The following is a 14,151-nucleotide window of genomic DNA, read 5'->3' on the forward strand; positions in this document are numbered from 1 at the left end:
GTCTATGGAATATCTAGAGGACGCTTATATTCGAAAGATCAATGAGCTGCTGAACTTGCCCATAGCTGCTTTGGAAGCCTATCTGAACACAGCAAAGGCACTCAGAGAAAATGCGGAGCTTCTCGAAGTGACTGTGCATTGCCATGAGAAAATTTTTCATACTAACCAACCTGTCATGCAGGAAGCGATGGCTGTCATTAATTCTGCACAGGAATCTGTTGGAGCTTATTCTGATATGTTGCCTGTCATTATTCTTGGTTCCGGGGTACCACTCATGAGAGAATTCTATGCTGCACATCGTATCCCACAATCCATTCTAGTCGATACGCTTAGTGATATAAGGGTGTGGATGAATGTTCATTATCAGAAGAATGGGGCTTGGGGCTTGAGTGAAACCGCTTGGGTGCTGAACCATTTGTGGTGTGAGCTATTTAAGATCGGACGCCTTCAATATATTCATAAGCAGTGGGATCAGCCCTTTGAAGTGTTTCGTAATCGGAACACGGGGGAGGTAGCAATATATCCGGTTGGCGGATCGGTTACAGTTTCAAATAGTGGAATCCATTCGGATGAGTCCAATGATCAACCAACCGTATCCCTTGGAGATGAATGGGAGCAGGTGCTCCACTCGACTAGCTCTGTATTAGATCTTCATATTCAAGAGGGCGAGAAACTTAGCCCAGAATTATGTCTGCAATCGCTGCGCGCAGCATCGCAATTATTCGAATCTGCTTTTCCAGAGAAGAAGTTCGCGGCCTTTGTATGCAGCTCATGGCTGCTGAGTCCTTCATTTCGTAACTTTTTGCCTCCGACATCTAATATTGTCCAATTCAATCGTTTGTTCCATCTGCTTCCTCTGCAGGGGAGTGACAATCAGCTCTTTGATCGTGTATTTGGAGGGAAACCGATGGACATGGACAAGGCGCCAAGAGCTACCAAACTTCAGGAAGCGATACTCGAACAATGGCAGAATGGTGAGGATTTGGGTGAAGGGACGGGGTTCATTCTTAAGGCGGAAGTGTAATTTACCACGAATAAAGAATAGGGTATCGCTGCTGTCTAACGATGGTGGCGGTACCTTTTTCTCTTTTCATTTCCATTATTTCCTTGACCAGCATAGGAGACGTACCATACAATTTATTGAGGAAAATATAGGAAAATAATAACGAGGAGATTGATATGGATAATCAGCCGCAATCGCAAGAAATTAATTTGAGGAAGGGACCAGGTAGGGTTCAATCTTCCAATCTTCTGGATCGGATATGGAAATATAAGCTGCACTACATTATTGTGCTTCCTGCGATGATCTTCATTCTTATTTTTAAAATCATTCCGTTTATTTCAGCAGGGTATCTCTCCTTTACGGATTATAGTTTTTTTCGAGGTATATTCAATAGTCCTTGGGTAGGAACCGAGAACTTTAGGAATCTTTTTAGTGATCCTGGTTTTATAAGTGCTCTATCGAACACAATGATTATTAAACTTTCCTATATCGCTGCTAGCGGAATCACCGCATTGGTTGTAGCTTTACTTGTAAGCATGATCGCATCCAGAAGGCTGCGGAATCTATTTTCAACCCTATTCCTTGTTCCCTTTTTTATTCCAGCAGCTGTATTTGCCTATCTGGCTCTTCTTATTCTATCGCCAGACCATTCGCCAATCCTTCAGATGGATGCCTTTGTATGGGTGGATCCCGATCATTTCCGTCCCTTATTAGTAGCAACAGAAGTTATAAAATCATGTGGTATCCCGATCATCATTGCTTTGGCCGCAATAAGCGCCAAACGTAATTCATTCCTACGAATCGACATGGAGGAAGGAAAAGGGGGCAAGCGAAGCTTCGTATATTCTCACATCATACCGGCTTTAAAGGCGATAACGGCTTTTATGCTCATTCAATTCTCCACCTTGCTGTCACCGGACTTTGAACTGGTGAGTCAACTAGTTAACCCGTTGGTCCAGAATGTTGGTGATACACTTGATACCTACTATTATAAATCAGTCTTCGTAAATGCACAGTTTGGTCATGCCGGAGTCTTGTGGATAATTCAGTTTGTCGTTCAGCTGTTGTTCACTTTACTAGCATACTTATTGATTAGAGGCCTATTCGTTAAAGATGTATTCTCTCCAGTGGAGGGAGAAGCAAGACAGCAGGTGACGAATAAGGGCCGAAACTTGGCAGGGATCGTAGGTTCACTTGTATGCTCGGTAGTCGTCCTATTGTTCATCTATGTTTTGTTTGTTTACCCATTCACGGGCAAAAGCACGTCTGAGCGCGGACTAGGAGATCTGTTCTCGGCTTATACCTTTTTCATTCACGGTGGCTTTGATTTCGCTGCTGTTATAATCAATTTACTCATTACCTTGACGCTTGCTTACCCGTTAACGGTCAAGGATTTACCTGGTCGCAGCTTCTATAAGGTGTTTCTGTTATTCATCATGACGATGGGATCTTCTATTGCATTGCAAGATTATCTAATGGTCAAAAACCTAGAGATGGTGAATACCATTTTCCCGCTCACCATTAATGGCTTTATCTCTATCCTTAATGTATTTGTTCTTAAGAGTATCTTTAACAGTAAGCATTCTGCTCTCAAAGAGCAGGCTTCCGCTGAAGGGAGGGGGGAGTTTCATGCTTTCTTCACTCTCTTCATTCCAAAAGTGTGGAAGCCGCTTGTCGCAATGGGCGTTCTGCAATTTGTTGCGTTATGGAACTCTTATTACTCTTCACTTCTCTACACATCAGATGTAAATCGTTTCTCACCGATTATGAAATTCGTAGCTCTGGTTACGAGGAACCCGGGTGACACTCGTCCAAGTCTGGCTGTCATTCTGGAGTACGGAGCTATTGTTAGCATTCCATCCATTTTACTGCTGCTCCTATTCCGTAGATGGCTAACCGCCGAAGTATTGATTGGTCAATCCAGAAAACTCTAACCGAAAAAGAGACCCATTCAAGTCGCAGTGAACTGTGACGAGGAATGGGTCTCTTTGCTTTATGAGAAGGTAGAGCGGAACTCTGAGGGACTATGCCCGGTCTCTTTACGAAAAAACTTGGCGAAGTGATTCGTCTCGACGAAGCCGGTCAGATCCGCGATTTCTTTCACGCTCAAGGCAGTCGTTGTAAGCAGAATCTTTGCTTTATCCGCACGCTTTCGGTTTACATATTTTAACGGTGAGACGCCGAAATGCTTCTTAAAATAAGCAATAAAATAATTCGGGTGCAGATGAGAGGCTTTGGCCAGTTCTTCTATTTTGAGACCGGTGTTAAGATGGCTCTCAATATATTCCTGAATGAAGGCAATCCGCTTCATGTCCTCAGAACGGTGCTGCAAAATACGGATGGGAACCTGTTCCAGGTAAAGAGAAATAATTTCAAGCATAATCGCTTTTTCACGAATGCGTGCAATAATGGACTTGTTCTCGTATAAAGCCGCGAGCTGTTGGAATAACCTTGTCATCTCTAAGTTATCTTTGATGTCGATACAAAAAGGAACACCAATCCATTGGAACAAGTCAAAAGGACCGATTGTAGCCGTGAAGTGACACCAATATTTCAGAAATGGCCGATCGCTAATGACGCTATATGATTGCTGGGTGTAGGCTGGTAATAAGCAGAGCTGACCAGGCTTCGGATAAAATTGTTCATCCCCGATCTTTAACCAGCCTTCACCTTCACAAATAAAATAGAGCTTATTATATTCTGGAATATAATCGACATCACGCCACTCAGCAGAAACTTGTGTCAGGTGAGCATACAATATATTAATCTGCAGGGTTTGGAGTAGGTCGGATAAGACTTCATTCTCATGTTTGATTGTCAAACGACTGCACTCCTTTAATAGGGTTTGCTTTAGAATTGAATCACTTTCTTCTATCATAAAGCATTTAGGGGTGACAAGGAATGCTTAACTTTGTACCCTCCTTCCTTAACCTTATCCATAGAATCAGGTGGTCGCTTGGATTTATAATCGAGAGGAATCATTAATCAATGGGAGGCCGATACAAACCATGGCAATTACAAATCCACTATTACTAACAGATCAGCAAATGAAATCTTTTATTACAAATGGTTTTTTAATTTTGAAGACAGATTTCTCCAAAGAATTTCATGCTGGGCTAGTAGAACAGCTTAATGAAATTTATGATAAAGAAGGCAATCCAGGGAATAATCTTCTTCCACGCATCCGCGATGTCCAACGAGTCTTTGAGAATCCAGTCATAGTTGGGGCGTTAACAAGTGTACTTGGACCGGATTACCTGCTCCATACGCATAGACATGGTCATTATAATTTGTCACCTCAGCCTGGCGGCTGGCACAAAGACAGCTACTGGGGCTATGATAGATTGCGCAACCATCATCCGTGGTGGGCAATGATTATGTATTTTCCGCAGGATACACCGCTTGAGCTTGGACCGACTGGTGTAATGCCAGGAACGCAATATAGTGAAAGCCGTACCTTTGCTGCTGATGAAATGGCGGAAGAAGCAACCGCAAGTGGTGAAGCGGGTACATTTGCGCTAATACACTATGATATCTGGCATCGCTCAACAGCTAATGTGCTTGGCAGACCACGCTTCATGCTGAAATTTGAGTTTATGCGGACGGCTGCTCCTGCTGGCCCTACGTGGGACAATAAAGAACAATCTTGGTCTGAAGTGGAATTGGATTCTCCGTCCTCCGTCAAGTCCGGAATTGTGGAAGAAGAAATATGGAACTGGTTATCTGGAAATGTTGGCAGCCTTGCGGGTAGTAAAGCGGAAGATGAAGCCGCTATTTCGAAGCTTGTAACCCAGCTCGAAGGCGATAATGAACCTTCTGCTCTAGCTGCCGCTTATGAGCTTGCAGCTAGAGGAAGCGGAGGCAAGGATGTGCTCCTGAAAGCGCTGCATCACGATAAAGTAAGTGTTTCCCGATTAGCTGCTTATGGTTTATCAGTGGCCGGAGCTTCTGTTATACCAGATTTAATTGCAGCGTTAGACGATTCTCGTGAAGAGACAGTTAACCATGCTGCATTTGCACTTGGCGAGCTTAGAGATTTGGCGCAAGCTGCCGTGCCTAAGCTTAATGCTCTGCTGGATCAGCCTTCAGCTAAGGTGCGCCGCACGGTTATGGATGTACTCGGAATGATCGGAGTTCCTACGGATGCCGTTGTTGCAGGTCTAATAAAAGGCTTACAGGATGAAGATGAGCAGGTGCGTTTCACAGCAGGCCTATCCCTTACACGTATCGGCACAGAGGCAGAAGCCGCAGTTCCTTATCTAGAAGAATCCCTTGCTGACGAGAACCGCTATGTGAGAGGGCATGCTCTGGAGGCACTACGATATATTGGTACGAAGGAAGCAAACGAAGTACTGATGAAAGAGCTGTTTAATACACGTTGGTGTTCGACAACGACTCCTGCGAGCACGTTCTAGCTGAAGACAGAATACATGCTTCTTAACGTAATAGATGAATAATAGGGCGGTGAAATTGTAGTGTCACATGAATTTCAAAGCGGTGCAGATGCTTTAGTAATGGATGAGCGAGATCATGTTGCTACATTGCTCCGCGATATGGAAGCTGGAGAGATCGTTCATTATTACTTTAATAATGAGCTGGCAAGCATCACTTTAGTCGATTCTGTCCCATTCGGGCATAAGTTAGCCATTACAGCAATTGAGGATGGACAGGACGTGCGAAAGTACGGAGAAATCATCGGCAGGGCAAACCAGTCCATTCAAGCTGGTTGCCATGTGCATGTGCATAATATAGAAGGCATTCGCGGACGTGGCGATAACTTCGTCAAGGAGACGATTGCATGAGAACGATTTTGGCTTACGAAAGACCTAACGGAGATATTGGAATACGTAATCATCTACTCATTATTCCAACGGTTATTTGCGCGAATCAAGTATGCAATCGAATGATGCAAATGGTCCCTGATACGATATCCATCCCTCATCAACATGGTTGCAGCCAAATAGGTGCAGACAAAGATCGAACATTTGATGTGCTCGCTGGTACAGGCATGAATCCCAATGTGGGCGGCGTAATCATCGTGAGTCTGGGCTGTGAAGTCGTTGATCCAACCGCACTTGCGGACACTATTCGCCAAACAGGCAAGCTGGTTGAGGTATTCGATATTCAATCCGCCGGTGGATCAGTAAAGGCCATTCAACATGGTGTTGAAGTAGCTAGACGTATGAAAGCCGAGCTTGATCAACAGGTTAAGGTTCCTGTGCCTTTGAGTAAATTGAAGGTCGCTGTTAAATGCGGCGGTTCTGATGCGACCTCGGGTCTTTCCTCGAATCCAGCGCTTGGTCAAGCGGCTGACTCGCTGATTGGTGAGGGCGGTACGATTATTATTGGGGAAACGACCGAGATTATCGGAGCAGAGCATGTATTGGCTGAGCGCTGTGCGGATGAAGCTGTTTCAACGAAGCTGTATGCCATCGTGGATCGCTTCGAGAAGGAAGTCGAGCGAATGGGCGCGGATATGAGAGGCGGTAATCCAAGTCCTGGTAATATTGCAGGAGGACTATCAACGATTGAGGAAAAATCATTGGGCTGTATAAGCAAATGTGGGACGGCTCCTATTGAAGCAATCATCGATTACGCCGAGAAAATTCCGGAGCATGGTCTATATTTCATGGATTCTCCCGGCAATGATATCGAATGCGTATCGGGGATGGCTGCAGGTGGTGCTCACATTGTCTGCTTCACAACAGGACGTGGTACGCCTACAGGAGCTGCGGTCGTTCCCGTCATCAAGATTACGGGAAACAAGCGAACGTTTAAGCTAATGGAAGACAATATGGATGTCGACGTCAGTGATATGCTTACGGGCACACTGAGCTTAAGTCAAGCCGGAGAACGAATCTGGCAGGAGATAACAGAGGTTGCGGAAGGAAAATGGACGAAGGCCGAGCATCTTGGCCATCAGGAATTTAGCATCAATCGTATAGGTCCAAGTTTATAAAATATTGGAAGAACTGAACCCTTCACATTGTATGAAGAGGGGTTCAGTTCTTTTGTTTTAGTGCCCACTATACTTTGGTAATCATTGATAAATACCTATATACTGAAAGCAAGAACGATTCAATACTGCGGTAGAGCGGATGAGAGAGCAGGGAGCTAACAAGAGCATCTATTGGAAACACTTACAATCCTACAGCAACCGATGCTTATTAACTCGCATATGCCCTTCGAGCAGCACACCCTAATCCGCAAGCCGCTTTCACTATAGAGCTTCACTATAGAGCTTCACCTAATAATTTTAACGAACACGAACTATATTGAAGTTATAGAGAGGATTATTTCCATTGACCTTACAACAATTAAAGTACGTCATCGAGGTGGCGAACCGGGGTTCCATCAATGAAGCTGCCAAGCGATTGTTTATTTCTCAACCTAGCCTCTCAAACGCAATCAGGGATCTGGAAGAAGAGATGCAGATTGCGATTTTTGAACGATCCAACAAAGGGATCTCACTTTCGAAGGAAGGTGTTGAATTCTTAAGCTACGCTAGGCAGGTAATCGAGCAGGCGGAATTATTGGAAGGCCGGTATCTCAATGCTAAGCCTTCCCCGCAGCATTTCTCGGTTTCCACCCAGCATTACGCTTTTGCGGTTAATGCCTTCGTGAGTCTGGTTCAGGAGTATGGTCAAGATGAATACGAGTTGGCTTTGCGTGAGACCAAGACTTATGAAATTATTGAGGATGTCAAAGGTTTGCGCAGCGAGATCGGAATCTTATATGTGAATGAATTCAATGGGAAAGTCATAAATAAGCTGCTCAAAGCTGCAAATTTGCAATTCAACAGCTTATTAACAGCTAAACCGCATATTTTCGTCAGCATTAAGAACCCGCTGGCCAAGCAATCCAACGTCACCATTGACCAGCTAGAACATTATCCATATTTGTCATTTGACCAAGGGGAGTATAACTCCTTTCATTTCTCTGAAGAAATTCTCAGCACCATATCACATAAGAAGAGTATTCGTGTTAATGACCGAGCGACGCTTTTCAATTTACTGATCGGATTGAACGGATATACCATATCAACAGGGGTGCTAAGTGCTGATTTGAATGGCAATGAGATTATTCCTGTTCCTTTGGATTGTGAGGAAACGATCAATGTTGGATGGATTTCCCATCGAAATACTTCGCTATCCAAGCTCGGAGTAGCCTATATTGAAGCGCTCAAGCAGGCCTTATCCCAATAAACCTTGCTATAGCTATAGGCTATGACTAGCTATAGTTAATTTCAGTTACACTATATCAATCCATCCATGATATCTTTCTTGTAGAGATTCTACTTGCAGAGGAGTTTTTGAGATGGTGAGAAGCAGTGTGTTGGGATATCCGCGTATTGGTGAGGATCGTGAATGGAAGAAAGCTCTCGAAGGATTCTGGTCAGGCAAGTTCGAAGAAGCGGAATTTCATCGTCAGCTGCAGGAGATCCGTTTGAATCATTTGCGTAAGCAGCAGGAGAAGGGCATCGACCTTATTGCGGTCAATGATTTCAGTTATTACGATCATGTACTTGATACAGCCACCATGTTCGGCATTATTCCGAAACGATTTTCTTATAAGGGCGGTGTCGTTCCATTATCGATTTATTACGGTATTGCTCGCGGGACGAAGGATGCCACGGCAAGCGAAATGACCAAGTGGTTTAACACCAACTATCACTATATTGTACCTGAGCTGAGTGAGGCATCGCCGGTGTTAACAGAGAATAAGCCCCTTTTGGCGTATCGGGAAGCGAAAGAAAAGCTAGGTGTTGAGGGCAAGCCTGTTATCGTCGGACCATTGACATTCTTGAAGCTTTCAAAGGGGTACAGTCTATCGGAGACTGACACTTGGCTGAGCCGGCTGCTTCCTCTCTACGTACAGGTGCTTCAGGAGCTTGCTGCAGAAGGGGTTCAATGGGTGCAGATTGACGAACCGATTCTTGTAACGAAGCTAAGCGCGGCTGACTTGCAGCGCTTGAAGTCAATTTACGAGACGTTTGCTGCGTCGGTGCCTAATCTGAACATCATGCTGCAAACCTACTTTGAATCGATTGAGAACTACAGCGATATTGTGGCGCTGCCCGTCAAAGGAATAGGGCTTGATTTGGTGCAGGGTCTCTCTGGTAATATTTCGTCGCTTAAGACGCTCGGGTTTCCGGAAGACAAGGTATTAGGTGCAGGTGTCATTGACGGCCGTGGCATCTGGAAGGCGGAACTTGGGGAGAAAAGGGTACTATTGGAAGAACTCGCTGAGTTCGTAACGGCGGAGCGAATAATCGTACAGTCATCATGCAGTTTGCTTCATGTTCCGGTAACAACCAAACACGAGACGAAACTTGTAAATGAACTGAAAGATGCTCTCGCATTCGCTGATGAGAAGTTGGATGAACTTGTACTTCTAACGAAAGCAGTCTCTCAGGGAGGGTCCGAAATAACAGCTATTCTGGAAGAAAACGATCATGCAATTGAGCCGCTCAAGCTATCTGGTGAGCGCAATCGCAGCGACATTCAGAATGCCGTATTCGCTATCAGTGCTCAGAATCCTGAGCGCAGTCACCCTTTCTCTGAGCGTCATCTTGCTCAACAGAACAAATGGCAACTGCCGATTTTACCGACGACAACAATCGGAAGCTTTCCACAATCTCCAGAGGTACGTAAGGCCCGTCAGCAGTGGCGCAAGGGTGAATGGAATAGTGAGCAGTATGCTGCTTTCATCCGAGAACAGATCGATATCTGGATCAAGCTGCAGGAGGAAATCGGACTGGATGTACTCGTACACGGCGAATTTGAGCGAACCGATATGGTCGAGTTCTTTGGTGAGAAGCTCGCTGGCTTTGCGTTTACGCAGAATGGATGGGTGCAGTCTTACGGTTCTCGCTGCGTTAAGCCGCCAGTTATTTTCGGGGACGTCGCTTTCAAGGGTGCGATGACCGTCGAAGAAACAAAGTATGCGCAGTCACGCACAGAACGTCCCGTGAAAGGGATGCTGACCGGCCCGATTACGATATTGAACTGGTCTTTCGTCCGCGAGGACATCACGCGCGAACAAATTGCGTACCAACTGGCCTATGCGTTAAGACATGAAGTGGAGGCGCTCGAGCAAGCTGGAATCGGTATGATACAGGTCGACGAGCCTGCGGTTCGGGAAGGTCTGCCGCTTAAAGAGGAAGAGCATGAGAAGTACCTAGCATGGGCGGTTAAAGCATTCCGCATGGCCACCTGTACCGTACAAGAGACGACGCAAATTCACACGCATATGTGTTATTGTGAGTTTCATGACATGATCAACTCTATCGAAGAGATGGATGCGGATGTGATTTCGATAGAGACATCTCGCAGTCATGGTGAATTGATTCATAGCTTTGAGTTGAACACGTACAAGCTGGGTATCGGCCTAGGTGTGTATGATATACACAGTCCTCGTATTCCGTACGTGGAGGAAATGACGAGCATGATCGAACGTGCTTTGCGTGTGCTGGATCCGAAGCTTTTCTGGATCAATCCAGACTGCGGACTGAAAACGCGAGGGTTGAAAGAAACAGTCGATTCCTTACGCAACATGGTTGAAGCGACGCAGATCGCCCGTGCGAAGTATGCTTCATTAGTGTGAGCAACGAATCTTCGGAATGAACCATAAGGCTGCTGGATTATACAGATTTAACCGCCTCATTAAGGGGCGGTTATTCTGTTCGTCTGGAAGCAACATGTTAGAAAAGCCTTACCTAGAAATAAAAAAAGAAGCTTGATTACTCAAGCTTCTTTTCCTGCTATGTAGTTATTCATTAAGTTCTTCTTGGTCGGGACGACACGATTTGAACATGCGACCCCCTGGTCCCAAACCAGGTGCTCTACCAAGCTGAGCTACGTCCCGTAAGAAATGGTGCCGGCGAGAGGAGTCGAACCCCCGACCTACTGATTACAAGTCAGTTGCTCTACCAACTGAGCTACACCGGCATTTGAATTACTCAAGCACAAAAAGTATCTTATCACATACAAATATGTTTTTGCAATAGGTTGTCCGAAATTTTTCTAGATTTTTTTATGGTTTTGAAAAGTGTCGAATTTAGACACCAAGAATGCATATCAAATGGGGTGGATTATGGAATTGTAGTGCTGTTGGCAGCTCTGTTATTCTTATAGTAGATTTGATCGTTACTTATGAAGGGGGATTGGAACTTGAAAATTGATTTGACAGGCAAAATTGCATTAGTCACTGGAGCAACAGGCCAGCTAGGACGAGTTATCGTACGTACTTTGGCTCAATGTGGAGCTGATGTTGTTATACACTATAAAAGTAATGAAGCTAAAGCTATTCAACTGCAGAATGAGATAAAGTCGCTGGGACGCCGTGCAATTATCGTGACGGCTGACATCACATCATTAGATTCAATAATGAGCATGAAAGAGAAGGTCACAGCGCAGCTAGGTCATGTCGATATTGTTGTTGCAAACGCTGTTATTCAATATCAATGGACATCCGTTCTGAATCAAGCGGCTGAGGATTATACAAGTCAATTTGAATCTTGTGTGCTGCAAAGTGTATTTTTGGCAAAAGCATTCGTTCCCTCGATGATCGAAAAACGTGCTGGACGGATGATTGGAATCAATACAGAATGTTCCATGCAGAATTTTGAGACGCAATCTGCTTATGTAGCGGGCAAAAGAGGAATGGATGGTATCTATCGCATTCTTGCCAAGGAGATTGGCGAGCATCAAATTACAGTGAATCAAATTGCACCAGGGTGGACGATTAGCGACAAGGATCGGGAGACGAATTCGGAACGAAATGAAGGCTACGAGAAAAGCGTGGCTCTTAAGCGCCGTGGAACTGATCAAGAAATCGCCAATGCTGTTGTCTTCCTGGCATCAGACTTATCGAGCTTTATAACGGGTGCTTATATCCCGGTGTGCGGCGGCAATGTAATGCCCGCTATTTAAAAACATATAGGAGGTTCGTTCATGTCATATTTGTCTATTAGTACTTGGAGTCTTCATCGATTGCTTGGACCGCTTCGCTTTACAGTTTGGAATGCTGACACAAGCCAGCATGGGATAAACCTTCAGGAACAGCCTGAGGTGCACACGCTGCTTGAGCTGCCTGCGGAAGCTAAGCGAAGAGGTTATCAAGCATTAGAGGTATGCCATTTTCACTTCCCCTCAGTCGAACCTGACTATCTGGAACAGCTCCGCTTAGCTTTCACAGCTGCAGGGCTTTCATTTGATACATTGCTTCTTGATTATGGGGATTTAACGACCAGCGATGAAGCTCGACTGAAGGCGGATAAAGCGTTCTTTAAGCAGTGGATCGACGTTGCAGCCTCTGTGGGTGCTAAGCAGATTCGCATCGTTGCTGGAGAAGCAGCGGCTTCCGATAAAGCCGCAATGCATAGATCGGCAGTCGAGCTTTCGGAGATGGTTAGCTATGCATCAAAGAAAGGCGTTCGTGTCATTACGGAGAACTTCCGACCGCTAACTTCAACGGGGGCGAATTGTGTTGAGCTGCTGAGTGAGGTAGGTAGTGAGTTAGGCTTCATTACAGATTTCGGCAACTTCAAGGCACCGCATAAGTATGATGAATTTGCCCAGACATTACCTTATAGTGTTTCTGTTCATGCGAAGCCGCATTATGATGCGGAAGGCATTCCGGATGCGGAAGAGCTAATTCGCTGCCTGGAAACCGTGAGAGAAGCGGAATTTAACGGGGCAATCGTACTCATATATGATGGACCTGGCGAAATGTGGGCAGGGCTTGAACGAGTAAAATATATCATCGAGCCGTATTTGTAAGAAGCTGTTTTAATCATGACTTGATAATGATGGATAATAGATAGTTTGATATCTCCTCATTTCAGCCGGATCAAAAACAAAAAGCAGGTGTACGCCCGATTGATGGCGTACACCTGCTTTTTAGCGCATATTGAACTCAGATCAAAGATAGAGCGGAGCAGCCGATCAGAAGTGAAGCATTATAATTTGGCTTCGATACCACTTGATACCGATGGAGCTTGGCTTTGATGCGCCTGATCGATGACTAGGTTATCTGTATTGGACTTATTGGCGACAACTTTACCCACAATTAGGAATCCCCATTTTCTTCGCTGTAGGATCAGTGTGAAGACCCAGGAAAGTGCAAGTGCTAGAATTCCACCCAGCCAAGTGAGCGGATGATAGAGAATAGGTTGGGTGGACATGAATTTGGCTCTCCACACGAGAAGTAAAAACGGATGAACATAATAAATGCCAAGTGAAGTTGCGCCTATAGAAAGCAGCAGCTTGGTTACCGAATGCCATCGCCAATTCAATAGATATTGCGACAATTGAAGCAGGAATAAGCAGCTAATAGCAGAGAAGCTATAATCCGTTACGAAATTAATACCCGATAACCAAACTCGTGGTACCCAGTGGGGATTCGCACGGATCATCCACATTTGAGATGCGTACATGACTGCAAACAGCAGCCACGTTGGGTAGATCCATTTGCCTGAATGAAAGGTACCGTTATTCGATTGCATCCGCAGCCCAACAAACGCTCCCAGACAGTAATAGAGCAGATAAGATGCGGCGATGCTGCCGATTTTGCTTAGATGCAAATAATTGTAGTTGGCAAGATAGAATATAGCTTGCGCGGCAATTCCAAACGCAATGATATGAGAACGTAGGGGCTTTGTTAATAAGAGACGGTGAATAAGAGGGAACAAGAGGTAGAACTGGACAATAATAATAATGAAGTACAAATGAGCGTAGTTGCTTCCAATTAACAAACCCTTGAAGTAGGAGAGCGAGCCTTCTGTGAGGGATTTTCTACTGAAATAGAAGACTAATGCATAATAAAAGAAGGACCATAAGACATATGGAATGATAATAACCTTAAAGCGTTTGAAGTAAAAGGAATACCAATTAGGCTTTCGCGTGTCGTCGTATTGATAGAACATTCCCAGTGCGCTTAAGAAAATAAAGGCGGGCACGGCAAAATGGCTAAACGTGTTCACAATGTGGTAAAGCGGGTAGAGCGTTGAGTGCATGGGCAGCAAAATAATTGGGTAAGAAGTAACATGAATCAAAAGTACCGCTAAGATAGCAAGCCCCCGAAACAACTCGATATGATCTATTTTTGGTCGTTTACTCATTAGAGCCCCCCACAATTCTGTAGTG

11 protein-coding genes and 2 tRNA genes are annotated in these 14,151 nt (G+C 44.9%); 9 read left to right on the top strand and 4 right to left on the bottom strand.

What is annotated here, in order from left to right; all coding sequences use genetic code 11:
- Positions 1-4 precede the first annotated feature (4 nt).
- Positions 5-1,024 (top strand): acyltransferase domain-containing protein, encoded by a 1,020-nt coding sequence (locus EKN16_RS04255; RefSeq protein ID WP_125653926.1) that lies wholly within the window; start codon positions 5-7, stop codon positions 1,022-1,024.
- 155 nt (positions 1,025-1,179) lie between these two features.
- A complete protein-coding gene (locus EKN16_RS04260; RefSeq protein ID WP_125653928.1) occupies positions 1,180-2,937 on the top strand; it encodes a hypothetical protein in 1,758 nt (585 codons plus the stop codon).
- A gap of 59 nt (positions 2,938-2,996) precedes the next feature.
- On the opposite strand, the gene EKN16_RS04265 is transcribed toward EKN16_RS04260, so the two are convergent.
- Positions 2,997-3,824 carry an AraC family transcriptional regulator gene (locus tag EKN16_RS04265; RefSeq protein ID WP_232016214.1) on the bottom strand — a complete coding sequence of 276 codons (828 nt, stop codon included), beginning with the start codon at positions 3,822-3,824 and terminating at the stop codon, positions 2,997-2,999.
- Positions 3,825-4,011: 187 nt separating this feature from the next.
- On the opposite strand from EKN16_RS04265, the gene EKN16_RS04270 reads away from it, so the two are divergent.
- The 5 genes from EKN16_RS04270 (at position 4,012) to metE (ending at position 10,609) form a co-directional block, all read left to right on the top strand.
- Positions 4,012-5,418, top strand: coding sequence for a HEAT repeat domain-containing protein (locus tag EKN16_RS04270; RefSeq protein WP_125653932.1), 1,407 nt, complete (start codon positions 4,012-4,014; stop codon positions 5,416-5,418).
- 60 nt (positions 5,419-5,478) lie between these two features.
- The gene (locus EKN16_RS04275) at positions 5,479-5,805 is read left to right on the top strand and encodes a UxaA family hydrolase (protein ID WP_125653934.1); all 327 of its coding nucleotides are present in this window, start codon (positions 5,479-5,481) and stop codon (positions 5,803-5,805) included.
- Positions 5,802-6,962 carry a UxaA family hydrolase gene (locus EKN16_RS04280; RefSeq protein ID WP_125653936.1) on the top strand — a complete coding sequence of 387 codons (1,161 nt, stop codon included), beginning with the start codon at positions 5,802-5,804 and terminating at the stop codon, positions 6,960-6,962. Before EKN16_RS04275 ends, EKN16_RS04280 begins: the two co-directional genes overlap by 4 nt.
- Positions 6,963-7,305: 343 nt before the next feature.
- On the top strand, positions 7,306-8,208 hold the full coding sequence (locus EKN16_RS04285) for a LysR family transcriptional regulator (protein WP_125653938.1): 903 nt from the start codon (positions 7,306-7,308) through the stop codon (positions 8,206-8,208).
- Between the two features lie 112 nt (positions 8,209-8,320).
- Positions 8,321-10,609 (top strand): 5-methyltetrahydropteroyltriglutamate--homocysteine S-methyltransferase, encoded by a 2,289-nt coding sequence (metE, locus tag EKN16_RS04290; RefSeq protein ID WP_125653940.1) that lies wholly within the window; start codon positions 8,321-8,323, stop codon positions 10,607-10,609.
- Between the two features lie 184 nt (positions 10,610-10,793).
- On the opposite strand, the gene EKN16_RS04295 is transcribed toward metE, so the two are convergent.
- Positions 10,794-10,870 (bottom strand) — tRNA-Pro (locus tag EKN16_RS04295).
- Between the two features lie 7 nt (positions 10,871-10,877).
- Positions 10,878-10,953 (bottom strand) — tRNA-Thr (locus EKN16_RS04300).
- 222 nt (positions 10,954-11,175) lie between these two features.
- Here EKN16_RS04300 and EKN16_RS04305 point away from each other — a divergent pair.
- Together EKN16_RS04305 and EKN16_RS04310 are read left to right on the top strand one after the other, a co-directional pair.
- The gene (locus EKN16_RS04305; RefSeq protein WP_125653942.1) at positions 11,176-11,937 is read left to right on the top strand and encodes an SDR family NAD(P)-dependent oxidoreductase; all 762 of its coding nucleotides are present in this window, start codon (positions 11,176-11,178) and stop codon (positions 11,935-11,937) included.
- A gap of 21 nt (positions 11,938-11,958) precedes the next feature.
- Positions 11,959-12,786, top strand: a complete 828-nt coding sequence (locus tag EKN16_RS04310) for a sugar phosphate isomerase/epimerase family protein (RefSeq protein WP_125653944.1) — start codon at positions 11,959-11,961, stop codon at positions 12,784-12,786.
- A gap of 179 nt (positions 12,787-12,965) precedes the next feature.
- Here the strand turns inward: EKN16_RS04310 and EKN16_RS04315 are convergent, their stop codons facing one another.
- Positions 12,966-14,126, bottom strand: a complete 1,161-nt coding sequence (locus EKN16_RS04315; RefSeq protein ID WP_125653946.1) for an acyltransferase — start codon at positions 14,124-14,126, stop codon at positions 12,966-12,968.
- Positions 14,127-14,151 lie beyond the last annotated feature (25 nt).

It is taken from the genome of Paenibacillus baekrokdamisoli (assembly GCF_003945345.1).
Lineage (GTDB): Bacteria > Bacillota > Bacilli > Paenibacillales > Paenibacillaceae > Paenibacillus_Z > Paenibacillus_Z baekrokdamisoli.